The organism is Thiohalophilus sp., assembly GCF_034521165.1.
Lineage (GTDB): Bacteria > Pseudomonadota > Gammaproteobacteria > UBA6429 > Thiohalophilaceae > Thiohalophilus.
Window position 1 is genome coordinate 26,069 of sequence record NZ_JAXHMV010000007.1, and the last position, 23,072, is coordinate 49,140.

Here is a 23,072-nt window from a genome sequence, read left to right on the forward strand (position 1 = left end):
ACAACGTGACCTGGTGCACGGTTTGTCTGAACAGCCCGACACCAGAACCCGGCTAAGGGTTAAGCTGGATGCCACAATATGCCAGGACAACGGCATGTTTTGGCCGAAGCTCGAAAATCTGATATTTCAGGATAGCGGTGGCGCCAGATGCCGAGATTATTCAGAACCGATAAACCCTTATCCGTCCTCCGGGGGTGGTGAGTTTGCCGCAAGAGCATGGACTGACTATATTCCTCCCTGATACCTGGTCCGCCTTTATAAGGAGTGTGATGAGATGCACTACCATGGAAGCTGCCATTGCGGCGCAGTCGGCTTTTCATTCGAGGCCGAGCCGATCGATAAAGGCCTGCGCTGTAATTGTTCCCTGTGCTCGCGCAAGGGCGCGATGATGTCGCCTTGGCGTCGGCGCCTATCAAAAGAGCCTCGGCGGTGCCGTAACCGCCAATCCCGGCAGCGCGATGACCGCGGTCTCCAATCCGGCCGGCCTGGCCCGCGTCGGGTCCCGGGCAAACCAGAACCTGACAGTCTCTGCCGACATCAAGTGGATCAACTGGTCGGATACCATGGACAAGCTGTCGGTCAAGGGATCGGGTGGGTACGAGTTTCCGATGAACCCGGGCTGGGAGGATCAGACCATCTACGCGCTGGGTGTCGCCTATGATGCCAGTGAACGCGTGACGCTGCGGGCCGGTTACAATTATGCCGAGGCGCCGTTCGATGAAGACAAGGTCAGTTGCAATCTTCTTCTGCCGGCCATTGTCGAGACCCATTACACCGTCGGCATGAGCGTCGCGCTCAATAACCATTGGGATCTGGGCTGGCACTACATGCTCGTACCGGAGAAGACCCTGACCGCCTCCGACAACGGTGCGAAGATAAGCCTCTCGGAGCAATCCATGGGGTTCAATATCGGTTCCCGTTTTTAAGCGTTAACCATTCCTGGCGACGGTTTTGGGCTGAGTGCGCGAGCACCAGCCCAAAACCAGTTTATATCATCTCTGTCTACTGATTTCCTGATAATGCCAATCACGAGTTGCAGCAGGCATCAGCCTGAACGCGACGACTCCTCGATGCCTGAACCTACCCGGTGATCGGCAGTATCATCTTTTTCCATATCGCCTTGTTCCGCCAGTGGGGCATTGCCCTCAGGGTCAGAACAATAGTAATAAAGAGTTGATTGGTAGTGCTGTTACCTATACCAGTAATGTGTTCCAGCCCGGCGCCGAACTGTTGTACCCCCAACCCCAAAGTGGTGACAATGCCGAAGACGGTGGCCAAAATTGCCAGCAGATCCACCATGTCACCGGCCCAGCCGTGAGTATGCTTGCCCAATAAGGGGTGCAGCGCCGAGCGTAGCGCCAGCGGCTGGCCCTTACGATAGCCGAAGTAGGCGAGGATTAACGCCAGCAGGGCAAATACGCCCCAGGCATTCAGTCCCCAGTGAAAATAGGTAAGAACCATCGACATATCCGCGGAGGCAGAATTGTTATCGCCAATCAAAAATGGATTATCGTTATAATGACTCAAGGGTTCGGCGACCGCCCAGAACAGCAGCCCGACGCCCATGCCGGCGGCAAACAGCATTGCGAGCCAGGAGAGGGTGGTGAACTCGGGGACTTCCTGATCGTGACCGAGGCGCACGTTTTTGTAACGCCCCATCCCCAGCCAGATCACCATGGCAAGAAAGAACGCCATAACGACTACATAATACCATTCCAGAAATGGGGTAAGAAAAGTACGACTGGAGGCAACGAAATGTTCGAGATCGGCTGTGCGGTAGAGGGCCAGCAGAGTGATAATCAGCACCCAGAGAATGGAGAGAAAAGCGGCACGTGGATTTAAGCCCTTGAAAGGGCCATGAGTGGCGACATTGTACATAGCGTCCTCCGCGGGCCTGTTTGTGGCTGAATTCGTCTGTTTGACCTGCCCTGCTATAGAATACCGGGTTATTATGCCGATGGTGAAAAACAGTTCAGCTCTGATAAAGCAGATCTGATTTTTGCCAGACGATTTCAGTATAAAGCGTTGAATAGGTACCGACAATCTACTATTTTTGCTAAATCGAAACATGAATAGCCGGCCAACCCGAACTGGATTATATGAAATGAAAAAAGTCATTCTCAGCCTTTTTGCTCTGGTAGTGATAGCGATTGCCGCTGCTGTCTTTTATGTTTTGACCAACCTTGATGCAATCGTCAAAGACACCATTGAGAAATACGGATCCGAGGCGACACAGACTGCCATCCGGGTGGACAAAGTCAAAATCAAGCTTACCGAGGGTGATGGGGCTGTCTATGGTCTGACCGTCGCCAATCCCGAAGGTTTTGAGTTGGCACATGCTATCTCCCTGGGTGAGACGGCGATGGGAATTGATTTCAAATCAATTCGTGAAGAGCCCTATGTGATTAACCATATTACTGTGCGGGGTCCCCGTGTTTTCTTCGAAGTCAACGCAAACACAAAAGCCAACCTGAATGAATTGAAGAAAAATCTCGTCATGAGTCAACCTGCCGCGAAGGAGAGTTCGGAAACAGAAAAGAGCGCTGCAAAGCAGCCACGGCTGATTATCCGACGAATTACGTTCGAGCAAGGCGGGATCGCCGCTAAAGTGACACCGCTCAACAAGGACTATGAGCTCAATCTCCCCAATATCAATATGACCGATCTCGGTGGCAGCCAGGGGGCAACGCCAGGTGAACTGACCCGGGAGATTTTGCAGCGGCTGATTGATGTCACAATAGATGAAATCAGGAAAAAAGGGATCGATGCCGAGCTGGATAAACTCAAATCCGAGGCCAGGGAAAAAGTAGAAGAAGAGAAAGCCAGGCTTAAAGACGAGGCGGATAGCAAGATCGACGAAGAGAAGAAAAAGGCGGAAGACAAGCTCAGGCGATTATTAAATTAGTTTGAAGGAGATTCATGACAATGCACGCGAGCCAATAAATCGAAAATGTTCTTTATCCGCCTGATCAAACTGACACGGATAACACTCGCCCTGGTGATTTCTGGCGTTATGAGCACGATTTCCAGCGCATCAGGTACAGAGAGGGCTGCGGTCGATTTCGTACAGATAAAAAATTATGCTGACTTCTCGGAAGCCTCCTACCAGGGAAAATCCCGAGTTGACGAGGTTGGTCAGTCAAAGCAGCATTACCTCATCTATCATGGCTATATTCCTGAACTCTCTGTTACCTACTATTTGCTCAGAAGTGACAAGGATAAATCTCAGGTAGTTGTAGTCAGAGGGACGTCCAATATTGAAAATACTTTACTCAATATGGACGTCAAACTGGTGACTGATGCACATGCAGGCATCCGCCTGCATCGGGGATTTTCCCTGGCTGCGGAAAAAATATATCGAAAAATCAAGCCACAACTAAAGCCCGATTACACAGTCAGCGTCACCGGCCACAGCCTGGGAGGCGCTGTGGCCTTGATTCTTGCCATGTATCTGGATCTTGACCAGTTTGATGTGACGCAGGTTGTCACCTTTGGACAGCCGAAGGTGACCAATATTGCAGGAGCTGCAAGGTTCGGCCATCTGAACATTCTCCGCGTGGTCGCCCCCAACGACCTGGTGCCATTGGTACCACCTCTGGATCCCGTGGATATCAACGATCTGGATATATACTGGCATATTGGCATGGAAGTAATCCTGCTTCCTGACAATCGCTATGCGATTTTAGATAGTACTGACAGTATGTTGCGTGTTTTTGGTTTCACCAAACAGCTGCCCTCCGAAAGTAATCTGCAAAACCACCAGATGGGGTACTACTTATCCTTAGTGGAGTCCAAGTTGCCTGTTGCAAGGCGTGAGTCTTTCAAGCTCGATTTAAACCTGTTCAACCTGTTCAACCTGTTTGATGATGCGCCCCAAGATGGGCATGCGATGGAATAATAATAATTATAATGTTTTTATTGCTTTGATAAGTATTACTAATATAAGTATTGCTTATTATTCTGAATTACCCGACGCGTGGCCAGTTATGAGAACAGGCTGAGCCGGCCGGTTTGGGTTGTTAACAGGAAAGATGATGCTTTATTTGTTTGTTTTTATTTTTCTGTGTCTCTCCTGGCGGTCTATACTTTGAATCCTTTCTCCACAGAGTCCGCTCAAGGAGGTTCTCATGAGGCATATACCGCGAATTTTGAATTGTGCCGCAGTCAAACTTTTTTCTGTGTTGGATAACGCTCCTGAACAGTCCTCGATAGGAATATGCAATCAGGCTACGCAGCGTCCCGATGGTATTACGCAGCTGGCGATATGCAAAAAAAACGAGGGGGCTGGGTTCGCGTTGTATTATTGTGATGATAGTTGGAAAACCTTGCATGCCAGACACTTTGGCAGTCTTGATGAGGCCGCGCGTCATGCCGATGTTGAGTATCCCTCAGTGTCGGTTAAATGGTTGACGCCGCAGGAGGCCGCAAGATGCCAGGGGGAGTACGCCATGGACCCCCGTTGTGCGTTTTGTGGGAAAATATTTTCCAGTTATGAAAAGCTGATTTCTGGCGATGGTTCTTATATTTGTTATGGATGTATCGATTACTACCATGAATGTTATGTTATCAGACCTTATGCCAGGCAGAACACATCCTCCCGGCGTGCTGTAAGTTAAGGTCGTGACTGAAAAACGGTGATTTTTACGCTATTTGATGTATCCATCAGGCGCTGTGTCGCACTTCAATGGTATAAAGCATGGCGACTTCCTCAATGAATTGTATTCAGCCTGCCAGAGTGAACTGAAATGAAGCTGAATACGCCCGGTGCCCCGCTACATAACAGCCAGGGAGACAGGGGCAGGAGAGATCGGCCCTCGTGTTGTCGGTGATTCACGACTGGCATGTCCCCGGTGGCCGCCGACAGTCGGCGCTACGGGGTTGCTGGCATTAGCCGGGTGGGGCATCAAGCAGCTCGACACTGACCTGCATATCGCTGAAGGTGGCCGGTGGGCCGAACTGGGTGTAGATTGCCACATCGGCCGCATCGCGGCCGTAGGCGACAGCCAGTCGACCGCCGCGCAGGGTGCTCTCGGTGGGATCGAAGGTGTACCAGTGGTTGTCCACATAGGCCTCGAACCAGGCGTGCATGTCCATCGGCTCCAGCGCGTGCAAATAGCCGACCACCAGCCGTGCCGGAATACTGAGCGCCCGGCACAGGCTGATGCCCAGATGAGAGAGATCCCGGCAGACACCTTCGCCCTGCAGATTGACCTCGACCGCCGAGAGGGGATAGGCGCTGGTGCCCGGCGCATAGCGAATCGACTCGCGCAGCCAGCGGATGATTTGCGCTACCTGGTCGTAGCCCAGCGGCAGGCCGTCGACGATCTCCCGTGCCATGTTGCCGAACTTGTCCGACTCGCAGTAACGGCTGGGCAGCAAGTACATGAGCACGTTGTCGGGCAGATCCGGGATATCGACAAAGCCGCCGCCCGGTGCTTCTTCGAGGCTGTCTCGGGTGATGACATCCGCGGAGGTGCGAACATAAAACTCCCCGGCCGGCGCAATCAGGCGCTGGCAGAGGTTGCCGAAGATGTCCGTGTACTCCTGCACCGGTACGTTGGGGGCAAAGATATAACTTTCCCGGGCGATCCACTGCCGCAGCCCGCTGCGGGCACGCAGCATGAGAATCAACGGCGTGGGATAGGCCAGTTGGAACTCAAGATTGCAGGTTGTTCGCATCCACATGCGGGCGCCTCGATCGGGTTGGGCGGGCCAGAATCACCCGCTATTGAGCAGCGTAACAGGGACAGTATTGAAGTGATAGCACTCGCTAACTTCCCGTTTTGCCTGGCTTTCTTCAGCAGGGGGCTAATCTGGCCCGGGGCAGCGTTTAACCTGCCGGGACAAAATCCGTCGTGTACTTGAATGATCACTCAATAACAGCTACAGTGAAATTAGTTATTGAGCAGTCGTTCATGAATTACGTGCGTTCTGAATCCTGGCCCATGAAAGGAGGAGTTATGGCCGCCTATGATCAGGAACTGGATGCCAAAGGGCTCACTTGCCCGCTGCTGGTTCTGCGCGCCAAAAAGTCGATTGCGCAAATGGCATCCGGACAGGTGCTGCACATTGAAGCGACTGATCCGGGTGCGGTCAAGGACTTTGAAGCGTTTGCCAGACAGACCGGACATGAACTGCAGGAGTCTCGCGAGGAAAGCGGGACGTTTTATTTTGTGATTCAAAAAGCCTGAGGGCGGGAGATCGATTATGAGTGATGCAAAGAAACTGGCCATCATCGCCACCAAGGGCACGCTGGATTGGGCGTACCCGCCGTTTATTCTGGCCTCCACTGCCGCGGCACTGGGCTATCAGGTGCAGATATTCTTTACCTTCTATGGCCTGCAACTGTTGCGCCGGGATCTGGACCTGAAGGTCTCGCCACTGGGTAACCCCGGTATGCCGATGCCCCTGGGCATGGACAAGTGGTTTCCGGTGCTTGGGACGGCCATTCCCGGCATGCAGTCCATAATGACCTCGATGATGAAAAAGAAACTCAAGAGCAAGGGCGTGGCAAGTGTCGAGGATCTTCGCAGTCTTTGCCAGGAGGCGGATGTGAAAATGATCGCCTGTCAGATGACGGTGGATCTTTTTGATATGGAACAGACAAGTTTCATCGACGGTATTGAATATGGCGGCGCGGCAATGTTCTTTGAATTCGCCGGCGAGTCGGATATCTGTTTGTTTACCTGACACAGAACCAGTGAAGTAAACATACTGCTCACCAATCAGGAGCAGGCAATCCATCGACAGTACAAAAGGACAGATCATGCGCACAGCCTATCAATTGGCACTGCCTGTTTTTATGGTGATCGGCCTGGTGATGTACTCAATTGCCGGAGCCGGGGAATCCGTTCCCAGCTATGAGCAGGCGCGGGAGCAATTTGAGGCCGAACGCCGGAAGAAATCGAAGGGACCGAAGCTGAGTCACGAAGATCAGCAAATCATGCAACAGGCCGGAGAGGATCTCGCCACCAACATGCCGGATCCGGGACTCGAAGTGGGCGAGAAAGCACCGGACTTTATTCTGCCAAATGCTTTTGGTAACCCGGTCAGCCTGTACGATCAGCTTGAAAAGGGACCGGTCGTGCTCGTCTTTTATCGTGGCGCGTGGTGCCCTTACTGTAATCTCCAGTTACATACCCTGCGGGAAAGCCTGTCGGCGATCGAACGCGAGGGTGCACAGCTGATCACGGTGACACCGCAGAAGCCGGACAAGTCGCTGGAGCAGGTGAAAGAAGACGATTATCCGTTCGAGATCCTGAGCGATCTGGATAGTGCGGTGATGAAAGCCTACAACCTCTATTTTGAAGTGCCAATGGAATTGGCCGATGTGTACCGGCGTAACTTCGGGCTCGATCTGGCCGATTATAACGGTGAGGGCCGTTATGTTCTGCCGGTGCCGGCCACCTATATTATCGACCGTGATGGGGTGATCCGGGCGGGAACCGCCGATGTGAATTACAAGGAACGCATGGAACCGGCGGCGATTGTCGAGGCCATTACAGGATCTCCTAAGCGAGGTGATAATTAAACTTCGGTAAGCCATCGCCTGATGCGGCGGTTAATCAAGGTTTAATTATGACTGCATTCAATGTCGGGCAAATAGCCCCGAAGCGACCAACAGGCCGATCAGCACTGCCGCGCCGGCCAGCCATAGTTGGTAGTCGTCCAGATTGTCGAGCAACTTTCGGCACCCTTTCCCAGGGCGAAGCCGGCCCAGGAGATGCCAATACCCAGACCCGCCAGCCGGGATCAGATACAGAGGGTGAGACGCAGGTGACTGATGCCGGTCATGCCCAGGGCAAAGGAGTTGGCTCGCCGACCCCGGCAGCCGCGATAGCGGAGTGATCAGCGTGTCATGCCTTCCAGCAGCCCCTGGACGCGTGCCATGCGTCGTTAGCCGGGGCGATTTCTCAACACGGCTCGACCTTTCAGCAGCAATCGAAGAAGAACTGGTCGGTGAAGGAGTTGAACACGATCGAGGCGGCCATGACCCAGTACAAGTTCAGTGATCCTTGGTGAGCCAGGAAGCCGGCATAGAACACAATCGCTTCCCCTTCGATGAACCCGAACATGACTGCCTGATAACCATAGGTGGCGATCGCCGATTCGAGTGTCATATCCCGGGAGTATCTCCAGTAGATGGACAATGATAAAAGCAGGTTACGATTTTCTTTTTTGTTTTTTTAAAGGAGAAATCGCAGCGTTATTATTGTATCGGTCACGAGGGAAAAACCAGGGACCAGAGCAAGGGTAATGGACAGTACGCCAGACAATTTGGGAGCGGTTGATTTCGTACTTAAAAGATTTTTTGTCTCTGATGCCAAAGCTGGTAACATGGTAGCTGTGTTGATTAGCGTTTCCTGGATTGTCATGCCGGTTTACCTGCTCGTTGATAATGGTTCCAGGCAGCCCGATGCCACTTTGTATTTGCGCCGGCTGGCTGTTAGACTCAGTCAGTTCACATAGGCAAAACCATTCATCCGGTCTCGTTGCAACATGCTGATGCCATTCCTGCGCAAGAGTTGGATGGTACGCCGGCGCAGGTATTCCCTGAGTTTCTCAAGTCACAGCTGGCCCGGGGTGAACACAGTTTGTCGTTGTGCCGCTATTTTTTGGCCTTAGCAAGGCGCTTACGTCCTTTATTCCGATGAGGTCGCAAAAATTCAAACCGGAACACCCCGACCTGACGGTGCATCTGGCCCCGGTGACTTACCCCTTGCCTGAAGGATGCATAGCGAAAATTGTCCTTGAACATATCCAGGCGCGCGGAACGATGAGCGCAAGAAGCCAATCGACTGGTCGACATGGCTCCCCAGCCCGCCGATCACGGAGGTTCGCAAAAGCATCGCCAGAACTCTCGTCGACGTGCACGCGCTGAATCTGGACCAGGCCGGTGATATGGAACGTCGCGAGGGCCGAGGAGTACGACTTCAATGGTGATCTGCTGGCGACCTGGTTGCGGCAACAGGCCGAACAGGGCGTTACTTTGCAAGCGTCATGCGTTGCCATGTTGTTCTTTTTCCGACCGCCGCGCCGGTCCTCACGGTGATGTGGCGGAAATTTGCAACAAGGTGGTGAAAGGATTATCCACAACTGAACTTTACAATCACGCCGCTCGGTAGCGAGCATCCGCTGCTGCTGGATATCCTGAAGGATCGCCTGGAGGCGGCAGAGTGAGAAGTCAAAGCCGCTGGTGAGCGGTCAGGAGAGCTTACGCCATAAGCGGGGAGAAGTCGTCTGTCATGACATTTCCCTCGCCGGTCAAGTCCGTCGTGCAGGATCAGATCAGTCTGCAATGGTTCTTTGATGGGTAATAGCCTGATTCGCGATAAGAATTTCACGATCATTTTCAGGTATATTTGAAGAAATTTACCGACCAGGTATTCACGGCTACCCGGCGATTTGGCTACTCGCCAGGGAAAATGCGGAAGGAGATAATAATGAAGTTGAAGAGTCTGAATTAAGATCCTGGGCTTCAGGCTAAACGCAGAGCATTTTCAGACAGAAGCCCACGGCGGGTTTACCTACTACAGTGGTGTATGCTTCCGATGGTGCGCAATTGGACAAATTACTGCGTGAAGGCTACCGGTCACAGGGTATGTAGACGTTTATCCTGAACACCGTCGCGCCTCTGGTACGTACGGTGGGCGAGCTCTGGGCAAGCGGCCGCTTGCAGATTTACGAGGAGCATTTTGTGACCGAGCAGCTGATGTTGTTCGTCAGTACCGGGCTGGCGCGCCTGCCGGAGCCCGTGGCCTCCTCGGCGGTGTTGCTGCGACAGTTGCCGGGGGAGCAACATATACTGGGGTTGTTTATGGTCTATGCTCTGCTGGTTTCCAGGGGGACAAGGGCCATTTACCTGGGGGCTGAACTGCCGATGGATCAACTGGTTCAGGCAGTGGCAATTTTCCGCGGTGGCAGTAGGGCTTACTTTCAGCGGGTCTTATTCCTATAAACATATCCGCCCAGCACCTGTTTCAGAATTACGTGGCCTGCTACCCTCAAGCGTGGATATCTGGATAGGCAGAGAGGGGGTGCGTCGTTTGCCGAAGTCGCCGACCGGGATTTTACAGATCTAACGCGCTGGGACAAGCTTGTATAGTAGAGATTCGGCGTGCGTGACCCAATCAGCCCTGGCAGAGCGTTGACACAGACACATGCACTACCCGCAAATTTGAAACCGGGCCGGGTTGAGATAGCACTTATTCAGCGCGGCATGCTATCCTGTCCGTCGGTACTGAATGCCTGGAACGGGCGGTATTAACAGCATTATTTAACAATACGGCAGCTGGTAAACAGGGCTGGGAAGATGACCTGTTATCGGCCTGTTACTTTTTTACTGTGTAGAGCGCTATGTCAGCAACAAGCAGGGCCATAAGAGAAAAATGGAATCCAGGGGTCGCCGTTGTGTCCGGTGGCAAGGCGGCGAGTCACGGGCGAATCAGGGATATCCCTGTTGCCCGTCTCTGCTTGCCAGCCTGCGCCAGCGGTTCAGAGGGACGAGATAAACCGGCTTCACCGGTGGCGGTATGTTGCGCTTTGATCCGGCACAGCCCGCAGGCCACGGAATACGAGTTTCCCTGAGCCTATCTGTATGCCTATCACTGGCTGCGACGCGATGTGCACGTCAACTTGTGCGTGCCCGGGTGCTGGAAATCTTCCGGGGGCCCCGGTTTGGTTTATCTGATGGATCTCTTGCTGTGCGAATACCGCGGAGGCGTTTGTCCGCGGATATGTCCGGCCACTGGCAAGAGAGATCGGACGGAGGGACAGAAACAGGGCTATGATTTCAGCAACTACCTGAACGTAGCGCGGTGGTGATGCCGAACAGCTGGTGAGCTACTCGCTCAGAGATATGGCGTGAACTCGGGACTATTTACGCCAGACGTACGTGGCGCAGTTGCGGAAACAGTAGCGAGGGAGGACGCGCAACGCTGCTGGCGGTATGCTCGGCGCCGAAGACCGTGAAACGCCTGCGCGCTGGTGGATGTCCAGTTGCGCCGATGACGCTACTGCAAAGGGTAATGCCGCGTTACAGCAAAATGGGTCTGGTTCCCGCCATGGGCTGCCCGCAAACCTGTCGTCACTGCATGTTTACCTGGCGCCCGCCACGCGGCAAAAACGAAGACCCGGACGCCGTCTATCATCTGGTGGACAAATACACCGATAGCGTGTTGTTCACCGGCGGAGACCTGACCAAACAGCTGGATTATTTCTATGACGCGATTAGCGTAATGCGTCATGTCAAGAATTTCGCCCTGCTACTCAATGGGGATTTTGCCGATACCACGGGTGGCGAACGAGGTGTTGGGCAAGATGGCGAAGGCCATCGAAAGCCAGCCGAAAAAATGGGCAACGGCCAGGGTCTTGTTACAGATCAGTTTCGACGAATTTCACCAGGAGGTCTACGTTGACAAGCACGGCCTGCTCGCCGAGCGGATTCCCGTGGCGAAGATTGCCAATATTGTCGAACGTTATCCACGCTATGCACAGCAGATTCAACTCGCATTGCTGCATAAACAGACCAGTCTGAATTTCTCCAGGGACGTTCTGGAACAAGGGGGTGTTTGCCCGCCTGGCTGCCGAGCTGGGGAAACGTGGCCATCAGGTGCAGGTGGTGGATTGTACAGGCCTCGCCGCGTAGAAAGCACAATCCCAAGGCGCCGGACCAACTGGTACCGGTGCTGAAAGTACGCGACCTTCACGTTGGCCAAACACCCCGACAGTCCTATTCTTCTGACCAGCTCCACGCGATCGATGGTTATGGTCGGGCCGCCTTGCTGGAAGAGTGGAGACCGTTAAGGAAAAGGATCTGCTGCAGCAGGTTATCGCCCAGGGACCGCCGGCCGGAGAAAGTTTCGATATCGATATGATGTTGTGGTTTAATGGCTGGGTGACATCGTTTAACGCAGTCCACATATGTCTTCGGAGACCATCACCAGGACGGTATGGAACACGATTATGGCTCGTCAGCGTAAAGACCCGTTATGTCAGGCTCTGAATCGCTTCGATCGGCGCCTGCTGGAATTCTACGACGAAATACGCCCGATCTCAGCGCAGAAGATCAACGCAGCTACCGGCCCCCATCATCATTTTTCATGCCCTGACAGAAGAGCCGGCAGTGCGTTTACATATGACCCGACAGTTTGCTGAATATCAAGTAGCCTGATGAGATCAGAAAACCCCGGGGTTGTATTTTGTCTGCCTTGTTATGATCGCGAATCGAAATACATTCCGGGAGTATGAAGGGGACACCAGACGTAACAGGGCTTGTTATACAGTAACTTTCGTTGCTGCAGAAAAGTACTGGATAAAAGCGGAATAGCCAGGAAGCAGAAATATCAAGCTGCCAGTTCAGTGTCTGGCATCATTTTTTGAGTTATCCAATCTCGCGTTAGCGTATGCAGAAGATCTCGTTTATAACCAGCATGCTACCCCTGCACCCTGCAGGACAGGTTGAAGGGGCCGGGGTGTGGACTATATTCAGATGGCGCAGTCTTGTCATAAATCGATTATATTTTCCGGGGTTTACACATATGAAGAAAGTCATACTTGGTCTTGTCGGACTGGTGATAGTTGGCATCGTGGTTATTGTTTTCTACGTGTACAGCAATCTGGATGCGATCGTAAAAGCCGCAATTGAAAATACGGTTCCCAGGCCACGCAGACCGCTGTGCGTGTGGATGACGTGCGCATCAAACTTACCGAAGGGGATGGGGCAATTTATGACCTGACAGTGGCCAATCCCGAAGGATTTGACGAGAGGTATGCTATATCATTCGGTTAGACCGGACTGGGGATTGATCCAAGTTCAGTAAAAAGCGAGCCCTATGTGATTAATCACATCGCTGTACGTGATCCGCAAGTTTTCTTCGAAATCAATGCCGATAGAAAAGCCAATCTGAATGAGTTGAAGAAAAATCTCGGGATTCGCCCAGGCGCGTCAAAGGATGACTCCGCAGATACAACCAGTGCCGGGCCAAGATTGATCATCAAACGTATCACCTTTGAGCAGGGTGTCATCGATGCGAAGGTCACACCGCTCAACAAGGATTATACGCTTAAACTCCCCAATATAAACATGATAAACCTCGGCGGGAGTCAGGGTGCCACAGCGGCGGAACTGGCCAGGGAAATCCTGCAACGTTTGACGGATGCCGCGCTGGCCGAGATCAAAAAGCAGGGCATAGATGCCGAGATTGATAAGCTCGAGTCCGACGCCAAGGCGAAGGTGGAAGCTGAAAAGAGCAGACTGAAAGACGAGGCTGATAGCAAGGTCGACGAGGGAGAAAAAGAAGGCGGAAGACAGGCTCAAGGATATGCTCAGGTAAAATATGAGGTATTGCGGGTTAAATTATTTTTTTTTGGAACCGAAATAGATGCCTCGATTTTGTCGGTTTAATTTGACAACAGTGTTCCGGGCACTGGTGATGTTTGGCGTATTTGGCATAAGTGTCAGCGCTTCTGGCACAGAAAAAGATCCGATCGACTTTTCGCAACTGAAAAATTATGCGATTTTTTCTGAGGCTGCCTACCTGCCCAGATCCCGGGTCGATGAGATCAGCCAATCACACCAGTATTCGCTTACCCATTACAACGATGTCCCGGGATTGGCAGTAAGCTACTATTTATTGACGAATGATAAAACCAAAAGCCAGATTATTGCCGTAAGAGGAACGTTCAATATTGAAAATACCCTTCTGGATATGGATGCCAAACTTGTTACCGATCCGCATGCCGGGGTCCGTCTGCATCGGGGGTTTTCGACGGCTGCAGAGAGAATATACAGGGAAGTCAAATCGTTTTTAAAGCCGGATTATACAATTAGTGGCGCTGGCCACAGTCTGGGTGGTGCGGTTTCCCTGGTATTGGCTATGTATCTGGACCTGGACCAATTCAAGATAGAAAAAGTTGTCACGTTTGGACAACCGAAGGTGACCAATATTGCCGGTGCTGCAAAGTTTGAACATCTGAATGTTTACCGCCTGGTCACGCCCGACGACCTCGTACCACTTGTCCCGCCGATTGACCCTATGGATATTAATGATCTGGATATATATTGGCATCTCGGAAAAGAAGTTATTCTTCTTGCCGATACTCGCTACGCGATATTGGAAGGGGTAGCCAGCATGTTACGTGTTGCCAACTTTACCCAGCAACCGATCACAGAAAGCAATCTGCAGAACCATCAAATGGCGCGCTATGTGTCTTTACTGGATAGCAAGATTCACGCGGCCAATCTGGTTCCTTTCGAGATCGATCTGAATCTGTTCAACCTGTTTGGCGGTGGGACCGAGACGCAAATTCACCAATGAGGAGAACCCGGGGTAATACGAGTTTATATTTCTCTGAACTGCCAATTCGGAAAACATAAATTTCAGCCTGGTGGTGCATCCAGCATTTTCCACACGTGATCTGCATATCACTGTAGCTGGCTGGAGGGCCGAACTGGGTATCGATCGCCACGTCAGCCGCGTCTCGACCGTAGGCTATGCCCAGTCGCTCACCGCAGCACACTTTCGGTGGGGTCGAAGGTGTACCAGTGATTATCAACGTAGGCCTCGAACCAGGCGTGCATATCCATTGGTTCCAGACCATATAAATAGCCGACCACCAGGCGTGCGGGAATGCTGAGCGATCGACACAGGGTGATGCCCAGGTGGGAGAGATCCCGACAGACGCCTTCACCCTGCAAATTGACTTCGACAGCCGAGAGTGGAAAGGCGCTGGTGCCCGGCGCATAGCGGATAGATTGACGTAGCCAGCGCGTGATTTGATCGACCTGATCGTAACCCAGAGGGAATCGGTCGACGATTTCCCGTGCCATGTTGCCGAACCTGTCCGATTCGCCGTAACGGCTGGGGAGCAGGTACATCAGGACGTTGTCGGGCCGGATGCGGGATCTCGACAAAAGCCGCCACCTGGCGCTGCTGCGAGAATGTCGCGGGTGGTGGCAGGCGTCGGCAAGACGTGCGGACATAAAACTCTCCCGCTGGCGCGATCGAACGCTGACAAAGGTTACCGAAAATGTCTGTGTATTCCTGAACGGGTACATTGACAGAGAAGGTATAGCTTTCACGCGCAATCCACTGTAGAGCCGCGCTGCGGGGACGGAGCATGAGGATCAGCGGGGTCGGAAAGATCCGTCAATTGAAATTCAAGATTGCAGGTAGTTCGCATCCACATTTGTGAGTTCCTACAGTCTGGTTAAGGGGTTGGTATAACCCCATCAAGTCGGAAAATTAACACGCACAGTATAGAAGGTATAGTGCCTTGTGAATGAGTGAACCGGGTGGAAATTGTCTCTAACAGGGCTCACTGTTATGATAATAGCAGATTAGCCCGACTCTTTGCCGATCTCGGTCGCGGCGCATAATGCCCGCGCAACGGGGGAATAGATTATGCACGCGACTCACCGTGGCCTGTTGGCTGTCCACACCGCCGTTTTTCTCTTTGGGCTGACAGCGCTGTTTTCCAAACTGATTGATCTCACTGCGCTGGAGATTACCCTGTTGCGCAGTCTGTTCGCTGTGGCATACTGGATCATCATCGCTGGCGGGCTTTTGGAGCCGCTGGGGCTGCGGACACGCCGCGACTATTTCATCGTCCTGCTGCTGGGGGTCTTGTTGGCGGGACATTGGGTTCCTCTTTAGTGCCATGCAAGTTTCCTCCATCGCGGTGGGGATGATTGCACTCTATACCTTCCGGGTAATGACTGTATTTCTGGAACCGTTTTTCCAGTGGAGCGTCCACATCTAATCGATATTTTTACGTCCCCTGGCGGTAATGTTTGGGATCTACTTACTATACCGAGTTTAATCTTGACGATTCCACCACCCAGGGGGTGCTGTGGGGCATGTTTTCGGCATTCCTGTTTGCCCTGCGCAATATTATCCAGGGTCGGTCTTTCTCAACCTATCCCGCAAGCAGGCATTGATGTACCAGATACTGATTACGATAGTGGTATTGTTTCCGTTTGGTAGTGCCGTTATGCCACAGGTTAGTGCGGTTCAATGGGGACAGCTTTTACTGCTGGGTGTGATCTTCACCGCTTTGCCTCACACCCTGTTTTTGTTCATCTGCGACGTTGAGGCCAAGACGGCCAGTCTCGTTGCCTGTTTGCAAGTGGTCTATGCGACGCTGTTCAGCGTGGTTGTGGGCGAGTGGCCAGTAATAACCACAGTGATAGGCGGGTTTATCGTGGTGACGGCGGCAATGTTTGAAACGTATGTAACCGGGAGGCGGCGCTAGTTACTGCTTCAAGACAGGTCATTGTTCAATTTATACGTGAATGAAGAAAGTCATTGCGTGATGTATTCCAATGCAGGGCTGACAGAGGCCGGTGATACTTGAATTCCTGTTTGGATTCCCCATTGGAAATCAAGAGAATATGAAAATTCTGTAATCCCGGGATAGCAGGAGCCAGTGGTAGTGATTCCGGGGAATAATTTGATGCATGATTGGTCACGATTGATCGAGGAGTTAAGCCATGCAGCCGACTGTTCCTGATGATGACCATACGTTGGATCTACCGGAAACCCGCAGGGTTGATATAAGTGAACCGATCAGATGGTTGGAAGCAGGCTGGGCAGATTTTCGTTATATGCCACTGGCCAGTGGTTTTTATGGGCTGGTCTTTGTGTTGCTGGGGTATGCACTGACGGCCGCAGCCTGGCAGTCGCCGATTCTGGTGATGACTTTCGTAACCGGTTTTTTTCTGGTGACACCCTTTTTTGCTCTGGGCCTGTATCATCTCAGCGCTCAACGAAGCAGGACAGTGAGGTGAATTTGTCGGCATCCCTGCTGGCATTCGGGAAAGAAAGTTTGATATGGCCTTGTTGGTGATGCTGTCCATGCCGTGGTAATGGTGTTGTGGATACAACTGGTTACGCTGTTGAGCGCGCTCTATTTTGGCGATAGCGGTACCAGCATGGTTATGTTATTGGAAAAGTTGTTCAATAGTAATGAAGGCGCGGAGATGTTGATGCTGTTTATTGTCTTGGTGGCATTCTGGCGGTGTTGGTATTCGTCGCAAGTGTGGTGTCGTGGCCTATGTTGTTGCATCGTCGTAGCGGTGTGATCAATGCTGTGGTGACCAGTGTCAAGGTCGTGAACCAGAACAGGCTGGTGATGCTGTTATGGGCAGTGTTGATGGTGGGTTATTTGTCAATTGGACTTGCTTCACTCTCTATATTGGTCTGCTGGTCATTATGCCGGTGTTAGGGCATGCGACATGGCATGCATATGGAGCACTGGTCGAATAGTTTGGCGTGATAGAGTGAGTCATTTTTCTCATTGTGTCAATGTCGTCTTCGCAACCTGCAATGCGAGACTATTCCTGTGTAAACTGCAGCATGCCCTCCGGCTCTCGGGAAGGTTGTCAGGGTGAATACCTGAGTGTTTTCAGGGTGGAATTTGTGGGCCAGGTAACTAAAATCAGGAATGCTTTGGACATAAAAGCACATATATTGATATCATTATACAATAGTGATATGAGATGGACCGCAAGGTTTCCACTGTCGAGCTGGCCCGACTACCGCTGTTTGGGGGCGTCAGCCAGGTTGACCTGAACTGGATGCTGCGTCAGTGCGATGTTTTATCACTGAATAAGGACAGGGTATTTCTCTACTGGAAGAAGACAACGATACGATATATATTTTGACAGACGGGCGATTGAGTGTTCAGTTCGATCCGCGCTGTGGAGGCATGCGGAAATATATTGAGGAGAGGTGGCTGGGTCAGCGAAATGTCGGTAATCAACGACATGCATTGCCTCTGCTACTGTAATTACCGATACCGAAGTGCGGTTGCTGGCAATACACGCGAGTATATGGTGGGAACTGATAGAACGTTCACATGCCGCGGCGCGAAAATTCTCTGCATATGCCTTGTCTTCGCGTGCGCCAGGATAATGAGCTTATCGCCGAAGGCTTGCAGAAGCAGCTTGTATTTTCCCGAAAAAGCCGAGACTGACTCACTCACCAGCGTGACCGGCGCTGGCTTGATGAGAGCTTCCGGATATCCTTCTGTATTACAATGATGCTGTGAGCATGCCTGTAGCATTTTGATGCTGGACGTCGATCATTTTAAAAACTTCAACGATGAATACGGTTCATTGGCTGGCGACAAAGTCTTGCAGTGTGTTGCACAGGTTGTGCGGGATAATCTGCGTGATAATGATGTGGCAGTGCGGTTTGGTGGGGGAGATCATACTCATTCTTCCGGACACAAATGCGCCTGCCGCGAAACGATTGCGCAGCGCCTGCGCCAATTCATTCGGAATAAAAAAGTTATAAATGATGACGCGAAGTGTCCATCTATCACTGTTTCCATGGTGTATATATACCATCATCAGGAACGATTCAACTGAGCAGGTATTGAATCAAGTCGATTCGGCATTGTATCAGGCAAAAAAATCCGGACGGGATAGAGTGGTTGTTTGGCAGAGCCGGGTGGTGTTGATATCCACCCCACGAGCTTGTCTGCAGACAGTAATGACACCACTCGCAAGTGGCTTTCCGCAGTAGCGCAACTCCACTGATAATTGGCGGTACTTCCAATGGCGCGTTGAAACTGGCGTTGGGAGATAGAGGTATGAATATCCCCACCGATATAGAGCACCACCGCCATCAGTGGTAATGAGGCGGCGATCCCGCGGCAGGCGCTACCGGCTGTATAACCCAGCCATCGCATAACCGGCAAGGCGAATGCCACCTTCGATTAAAAACACCGTGGCGATGGTGAGGGAAACGAAACACACTTTTTCGCAGTCCGCGTAATTGATAATCGATGACATACAGTGGCCCGCGGTGCGAACGGGTGCCGACAATCCCACCCAGTGAGCGGCGGCAACGGACCAGCGCGCGCTGCATTGGCGTTTCAGTGTTGGGCCGACAGACTGCTATAGCGCAAATGACAAAATAAACACGCCCAGGGCATTGGCCAGTGTCGACGTATTCGACTTTTTCTCAGCGGATTGCCGGGCAACAGGAAACCCCAGAACGGTGAAAGGCAAGACCGTTAGCACTTCCCGCCAGTCAGTGTGCCGACGATGCCGCCAGCCGTGCACCAGGGAGGCCGTCGCATCGACAAAACTGATATAGGGCACAACAAAAGGTAATGGCAGAAATAGTGCCAGCAGGGGAATAGCTATCAGCCCTGAGCCAAAGCCGGTGATACCACAAAAGATATAGGCTGCAAACAGGATGGCGCAGGTTGCCAGTAGCAGTTCAAACGGGATCGATGAAATCATGGTGGGGCAGTTCCGGCCCGCGCAAAAACCCCTATCAATACGGGAAATCATTCGCTTGCCAGGGTAAGGGGATTATCAACCGAGGATGAAAACGGTAAACTTCGCCTGCCCCGAACCACAACTATGGGGCAGGTGCGGTCTGCCAGGATTGGCGGACTAGAGTGTCAATCAATCTATTGAATCTGTTATTACCATGGTCGATGTGATTCTCCGGGAGCTGGATCCCGATTCGCTGCGTGCTCGCGCCGGGCGCTGGATTAAACGCGACATCCAGCATGCCGATCGCGTTGTTCTCAATCATTAATGCCGTGATTCTCGGCCTGGAGACCTCCACAGCGGTGATCGAGCATGCTGGACGGTATCCTCGAAGCGAGCAGGATCATCCTGGCGGTGTTTGTGGTGGAGATTGCTTCAAACTCTTCGCCTATCGCCTGCGTTTTCAGCGTGGCCTGGAATGTGTTTGATTTTGTCGTGGTGGCCATTGCCCTGATAATGGGCCACTGGCGAGTTCTTTGCGTGCCCTGCGTGTGCTTCGTATCCTGCGTCTTATTTCCTGGTGCCAAAGCTGCGCTTCATCGTCAAAGCGTGTTGCATGCGTGCGGGAATAAATTGCCGGCCTGATGCTGTTGCTGTTCTATGTTTCAGCAGGTGATGGCGACCGGACTGTTTGGTGAATCCTTCCCGAATGGTTTGGCTAATTTGGGGCATCAATGCGCCTCCGATTATGACCCTGGAAAGCTGGTCGATGGGATCGTTCGTCCGGTCATGGAGCGAGTACCCTTACGCCTGGCTGTTTTTCCGTTCCAGTTTGCAGGTTTATTGCTACGTTCACCATGCTGAATTTGTTCATCGGGATTATCGTGGATACTATGCAAACCGCTGCATGGCGGATCATGCCGGGATGGTGGCGAGATTGAACAGACGATCCATCAGGGAAGGCGGTGCAATGAGCAGGAGATCGCGCCTGCGTGAAGAGATCCGGGGCACTGCACTCGGCACTGGCCTGCAAACACCCGATCCGGACTCTGGTTCCACGATTAACGGCTGTTGTTCTACCGGCTTGCCTGTCTTCCCGCATGCAATTTGATCCGGATCAAGGTGTTGTAATGCCGTTTGAGCGACGAAGGCGAATCATTACCGCCGCCAATAACTGGCACACGCCGTGGTCAAACCAGGATCAAATTTACATGTCCATACGTCGACAACACTGGGAACAGGTGTACCAAAGAAGATGCCCGGGAAGTAAGCTGGTATCAGTCTCGACCGAGGCCTCTCTGGAACTTATCCGGCTCAACGGTGTCAACCAGATACCGCTGATGAGGATATCGGTGGGGGCGCCTCTCCCTGGTGGACTGCCTGCTGGAGTCGGTTTACAAAATATAGGTGTTGCTCGATATTGCTGAACAGCCACTTGTCATGGCACAGCAACGGCTGGGCGGCCGGAGTACCGGGGTGCGCTCGGATACAGGCCGATATCACCGAATTTGAACCTGAACGGCAATACTGTGTCTGGCGTGACGGGCGGTATTTCATTTCTTGACCGAAGCTGACGAGTTCAGGCCTATGTTGCTGCCCTGCGCAGAGGGCCTGCGCCCGGAGGACATATCGTGGATCGGGGCTTTTTCCCCGGACAGCCAGTGTGTAGCGGTTTGCCGGTACAGCGTACCATGTCGGCCTGTTGAATCAGACCCTGGGCAACGGATTCGAGTTGCTCGGGAGCGGCGAGGAAGGCCATCCGTACCCGGCGGCGGAGTAGGCGATTTTGCTTCTGCTTATACGTCTATCGCGGTTGAGCACGATAAAAGCCAATCACGCCAAAGCTGATTTTCGTCAATTTCTTTGGTTTTATGTGCCAATATAAATACAGGGATACCTTCAGGAGATTCACCGTGGCACATATCGTGATACTGGGCGCCGGCATCGGCGGTGTTGCCACCGCCTACGAAATGCGCGAAGCACTGGGCATGGCGCATGACATCACCGTCGTCAACGCGACCGACTATTTCAGTTCGTTCCCTCGAACCCCTGGCTGGCGGTCGGCTGGCGAACCCGCCAGAAGATTACCGTGCCGATCGGTCGCTATCTGGAGAAAAAGAGCATCGGTTTCATTGCCAAACAGGTCGATGAGATCGATGCGGCCAACAACACACTCAAGCTACAGGATGGCGAGACGGTCAATTACGACTATCTGGTCATCACCACCGGCGCGCGACTGGCTTTTGACGAGGTGGAAGGAACCGGTCCAGACGGCGGATTTCCAGTCGGTCTGCACAGTAGACCACGCGGAAAAATCCTATGCCGATTCCAGAAGCTGCTGGAGGATCCCGGTCCGGTGGTTGTCGGTGCGGCGCCCTTTGCCAGTTGTTTCGGACCAGCGTATGAGTATGCAGCGATTCTCGATATCGCACTCAAAAAACACAAAGTGCGTGATAAAGTGCCAATGACCTTTGTCACCAGCGAGCCGATATCTGGTCATCTGGGCCTGGGCGGCGTCGGCGACTCCAAAGGGATGCTTGAGCATGAGTTTCGTAACCGGCACATCAACTGGATTACCAACGCAGGACCACCCGGGTTGAAGATGGCAAGATGTACGTGGATGAGCTGAAGTCAAGGAGCGGGGAGGTCAAAAAGCAGCACGAACTGGAATTCAAGCACGCGATGATGCTGCCGGCCTTCAGAGGCGTCGAGGCAGTGGCCAGGGTGCCGGATACTCGTGCAACCCGCGAGGGTTTGTTACGGTGGATGAGCACCAACGCAGTACAAAATATCCCAATATCTTCTCCGCGGGTGTCTGTCATCGCTATACCCCCGGTGGAAGCCACTGCGGTACCAACCGGCGCGCCCGAAGACCGGTTATATGATCGAATCGATGGTCACGGCGATCGTGAATAACATCACGGCGGAGCTGGATGGTAAACCGGTTGAATCCACAGGGACCTGGAATGCCTTCTGTCTGGCCGACCTGGGTGACACCGGTGCAGCCTTTGTGGCCATCCAGCAGATTCCGCCGCGCAATGTCACTTGGTTCAAAAAAGGAAAATGGGTTCACTGGGCCAAGATTGGCTTTGAGAAATACTTCATCTACAAGGTCAAACGGGGAATTTCCGAGCCCTTGTTCGAAAAATGGGCGCTGAAGATGATGGGGATCGTCCGCCTGAAACGCTGAGTAAGCTTTGCCCGGGGAGAAGCATATGTCAAAGAAGAACACAGATAACTGGCTGGTGCATGATCATCGTCGTTTCGAGGAGACGGTGAAACAATGCGAGCTTGCTGCCGGCGCCGAGGACTGGAAAACGGCAGTGCAGCTGTTCAATAGTGTAAAGATTGACGATCTTCAATTGCATATACAAATGGAAGATGAGGATGATCTATCCGTTTTTCAAACAGGAAGTCGAGGAACCGGACGATGATATCGGGGGATCTGATGTATGAACATGATAATCTGGAACGATTGCTGAACGGGTTCCGGCCAAGGTCCGGTCGAGAACACAGGAATTTTGACCATTTTGAAACCTCTCTGGAGCCGCTCTATGAGGCGATGGTCGAACACAATGCTCACGAAGAAGAGGTTCTCATGCGCATGGGCGATGAGCCCTTGCTGACCAACCGCCAAGAAAATCGTTTCAGCAGCTGGAGATCATCAAACCGGGCGTAGAGTCGTAACTGGGAGTTTTGACTACGGTCTGGTTGGCCGAAACCGGTGGGGCGATGGTAACATCTACCGTCTGGGTAGACATGCCGGATAGCACAGCGCAGACACCCTCTGTGTACGGCAGTTGAAATTCCTCGTATTCCATCGCGATACTGATTGACGATC

The 23,072-nt window shown here is 52.5% G+C and carries 21 protein-coding genes and 5 pseudogenes; 20 read left to right on the forward strand and 6 right to left on the reverse strand.

Annotated features, from left to right (window positions below; genetic code table 11):
• Nucleotides 1–452: 452 nt before the first annotated feature.
• Nucleotides 453–926: pseudogene (locus U5K34_RS04525) on the forward strand (OmpP1/FadL family transporter); the annotation flags it as partial.
• Between the two features lie 211 nt (nucleotides 927–1,137).
• Here the strand turns inward: U5K34_RS04525 and U5K34_RS04530 are convergent.
• Nucleotides 1,138–1,878, reverse strand: a pseudogene (locus tag U5K34_RS04530) (BCCT family transporter); the annotation flags it as partial.
• Nucleotides 1,879–2,104: 226 nt separating this feature from the next.
• Here U5K34_RS04530 and U5K34_RS04535 point away from each other — a divergent pair.
• The 3 genes from U5K34_RS04535 to U5K34_RS16025 all read left to right on the forward strand — a co-directional run bounded on the left by U5K34_RS04535 (nucleotide 2,105) and on the right by U5K34_RS16025 (nucleotide 4,616).
• Complete coding sequence (locus tag U5K34_RS04535; RefSeq protein WP_322563956.1) at nucleotides 2,105–2,905, forward strand: AsmA family protein; 801 nt, start codon at nucleotides 2,105–2,107, stop codon at nucleotides 2,903–2,905.
• A gap of 45 nt (nucleotides 2,906–2,950) precedes the next feature.
• Nucleotides 2,951–3,898 (forward strand): lipase family protein, encoded by a 948-nt coding sequence (locus U5K34_RS04540; protein WP_322563957.1) that lies wholly within the window; start codon nucleotides 2,951–2,953, stop codon nucleotides 3,896–3,898.
• A 550-nt stretch (nucleotides 3,899–4,448) separates the two neighbouring features.
• Nucleotides 4,449–4,616 (forward strand): ClpX C4-type zinc finger protein, encoded by a 168-nt coding sequence (locus U5K34_RS16025; protein ID WP_416224035.1) that lies wholly within the window; start codon nucleotides 4,449–4,451, stop codon nucleotides 4,614–4,616.
• A gap of 271 nt (nucleotides 4,617–4,887) precedes the next feature.
• On the opposite strand, the gene U5K34_RS04545 is transcribed toward U5K34_RS16025, so the two are convergent.
• Entirely contained in the window at nucleotides 4,888–5,685 is a 798-nt protein-coding gene (locus U5K34_RS04545) for a transglutaminase family protein (protein ID WP_322563958.1), read from the reverse strand.
• A 275-nt stretch (nucleotides 5,686–5,960) separates the two neighbouring features.
• On the opposite strand from U5K34_RS04545, the gene U5K34_RS04550 reads away from it, so the two are divergent.
• From U5K34_RS04550 to U5K34_RS04560, 3 genes are all read left to right on the forward strand, one after another.
• Nucleotides 5,961–6,191, forward strand: a complete 231-nt coding sequence (locus tag U5K34_RS04550; RefSeq protein ID WP_322563959.1) for a sulfurtransferase TusA family protein — start codon at nucleotides 5,961–5,963, stop codon at nucleotides 6,189–6,191.
• A 16-nt stretch (nucleotides 6,192–6,207) separates the two neighbouring features.
• Nucleotides 6,208–6,690: a sulfur carrier protein DsrE2 gene (gene dsrE2, locus U5K34_RS04555; protein WP_322563960.1), complete on the forward strand. Its 483-nt coding sequence runs from the start codon at nucleotides 6,208–6,210 to the stop codon at nucleotides 6,688–6,690.
• 76 nt (nucleotides 6,691–6,766) lie between these two features.
• Nucleotides 6,767–7,531: a peroxiredoxin-like family protein gene (locus U5K34_RS04560; RefSeq protein ID WP_322567291.1), complete on the forward strand. Its 765-nt coding sequence runs from the start codon at nucleotides 6,767–6,769 to the stop codon at nucleotides 7,529–7,531.
• A 400-nt stretch (nucleotides 7,532–7,931) separates the two neighbouring features.
• Here U5K34_RS04560 and U5K34_RS04565 read toward each other — a convergent pair whose 3' ends face one another.
• Nucleotides 7,932–8,120, reverse strand: coding sequence for a hypothetical protein (locus tag U5K34_RS04565; protein ID WP_322567292.1), 189 nt, complete (start codon nucleotides 8,118–8,120; stop codon nucleotides 7,932–7,934).
• Between the two features lie 1,496 nt (nucleotides 8,121–9,616).
• Here U5K34_RS04565 and U5K34_RS04570 point away from each other — a divergent pair.
• The 4 genes from U5K34_RS04570 to U5K34_RS04585 all read left to right on the forward strand — a co-directional run bounded on the left by U5K34_RS04570 (nucleotide 9,617) and on the right by U5K34_RS04585 (nucleotide 14,318).
• Nucleotides 9,617–9,958, forward strand: coding sequence for a hypothetical protein (locus tag U5K34_RS04570; protein ID WP_416224036.1), 342 nt, complete (start codon nucleotides 9,617–9,619; stop codon nucleotides 9,956–9,958).
• Between the two features lie 1,009 nt (nucleotides 9,959–10,967).
• Nucleotides 10,968–11,417: a radical SAM protein gene (locus tag U5K34_RS04575; RefSeq protein WP_322567294.1), complete on the forward strand. Its 450-nt coding sequence runs from the start codon at nucleotides 10,968–10,970 to the stop codon at nucleotides 11,415–11,417.
• Nucleotides 11,418–12,835: 1,418 nt separating this feature from the next.
• Entirely contained in the window at nucleotides 12,836–13,405 is a 570-nt protein-coding gene (locus tag U5K34_RS04580; RefSeq protein ID WP_322567295.1) for a hypothetical protein, read from the forward strand.
• Nucleotides 13,406–13,415: 10 nt separating this feature from the next.
• Entirely contained in the window at nucleotides 13,416–14,318 is a 903-nt protein-coding gene (locus tag U5K34_RS04585; protein ID WP_322567319.1) for a lipase family protein, read from the forward strand.
• Nucleotides 14,319–14,439: 121 nt separating this feature from the next.
• On the opposite strand, the pseudogene U5K34_RS16030 reads toward U5K34_RS04585, so the two are convergent.
• Nucleotides 14,440–15,189, reverse strand: a pseudogene (locus U5K34_RS16030) (transglutaminase-like domain-containing protein); the annotation flags it as partial.
• Between the two features lie 215 nt (nucleotides 15,190–15,404).
• Between U5K34_RS16030 and U5K34_RS04595 the strand changes: the two are divergent.
• The 4 genes and pseudogenes from U5K34_RS04595 to U5K34_RS04610 all read left to right on the forward strand — a co-directional run.
• Nucleotides 15,405–15,656, forward strand: a complete 252-nt coding sequence (locus tag U5K34_RS04595) for a hypothetical protein (RefSeq protein WP_322567297.1) — start codon at nucleotides 15,405–15,407, stop codon at nucleotides 15,654–15,656.
• A 196-nt stretch (nucleotides 15,657–15,852) separates the two neighbouring features.
• Nucleotides 15,853–16,254 carry an EamA family transporter gene (locus U5K34_RS04600; RefSeq protein WP_322567298.1) on the forward strand — a complete coding sequence of 134 codons (402 nt, stop codon included), beginning with the start codon at nucleotides 15,853–15,855 and terminating at the stop codon, nucleotides 16,252–16,254.
• 238 nt (nucleotides 16,255–16,492) lie between these two features.
• On the forward strand, nucleotides 16,493–16,789 hold the full coding sequence (locus tag U5K34_RS04605) for a hypothetical protein (protein ID WP_322567299.1): 297 nt from the start codon (nucleotides 16,493–16,495) through the stop codon (nucleotides 16,787–16,789).
• Nucleotides 16,790–18,061: 1,272 nt separating this feature from the next.
• Nucleotides 18,062–18,373, forward strand: a pseudogene (locus U5K34_RS04610) (GGDEF domain-containing protein); the annotation flags it as partial.
• A gap of 531 nt (nucleotides 18,374–18,904) precedes the next feature.
• Here U5K34_RS04610 and U5K34_RS04615 read toward each other — a convergent pair.
• Nucleotides 18,905–19,306 (reverse strand): TSUP family transporter, encoded by a 402-nt coding sequence (locus tag U5K34_RS04615; RefSeq protein ID WP_322567300.1) that lies wholly within the window; start codon nucleotides 19,304–19,306, stop codon nucleotides 18,905–18,907.
• A 297-nt stretch (nucleotides 19,307–19,603) separates the two neighbouring features.
• Between U5K34_RS04615 and U5K34_RS04620 the strand changes: the two genes are divergently transcribed.
• Both U5K34_RS04620 and U5K34_RS04625 read left to right on the forward strand, forming a co-directional pair.
• Nucleotides 19,604–19,876, forward strand: a complete 273-nt coding sequence (locus U5K34_RS04620) for a hypothetical protein (RefSeq protein ID WP_322567301.1) — start codon at nucleotides 19,604–19,606, stop codon at nucleotides 19,874–19,876.
• 103 nt (nucleotides 19,877–19,979) lie between these two features.
• Nucleotides 19,980–20,342, forward strand: a complete 363-nt coding sequence (locus U5K34_RS04625) for a hypothetical protein (RefSeq protein WP_322567302.1) — start codon at nucleotides 19,980–19,982, stop codon at nucleotides 20,340–20,342.
• A 685-nt stretch (nucleotides 20,343–21,027) separates the two neighbouring features.
• Here U5K34_RS04625 and U5K34_RS04630 read toward each other — a convergent pair.
• A complete protein-coding gene (locus tag U5K34_RS04630) occupies nucleotides 21,028–21,228 on the reverse strand; it encodes a hypothetical protein (protein WP_322567303.1) in 201 nt (66 codons plus the stop codon).
• Between U5K34_RS04630 and U5K34_RS16035 the strand changes: the two are divergent.
• The 3 genes and pseudogenes from U5K34_RS16035 to U5K34_RS04650 all read left to right on the forward strand — a co-directional run bounded on the left by U5K34_RS16035 (nucleotide 21,145) and on the right by U5K34_RS04650 (nucleotide 22,910).
• A pseudogene (locus U5K34_RS16035) lies at nucleotides 21,145–22,421 on the forward strand (NAD(P)/FAD-dependent oxidoreductase). The gene U5K34_RS04630 and the pseudogene U5K34_RS16035 sit on opposite strands and share 84 nt — an antisense overlap.
• Before the next feature lie 25 nt (nucleotides 22,422–22,446).
• Nucleotides 22,447–22,665 (forward strand): hypothetical protein, encoded by a 219-nt coding sequence (locus U5K34_RS04645; protein ID WP_322567306.1) that lies wholly within the window; start codon nucleotides 22,447–22,449, stop codon nucleotides 22,663–22,665.
• Nucleotides 22,666–22,679: 14 nt separating this feature from the next.
• Nucleotides 22,680–22,910 (forward strand): hypothetical protein, encoded by a 231-nt coding sequence (locus U5K34_RS04650; RefSeq protein ID WP_322567307.1) that lies wholly within the window; start codon nucleotides 22,680–22,682, stop codon nucleotides 22,908–22,910.
• Nucleotides 22,911–23,072 lie beyond the last annotated feature (162 nt).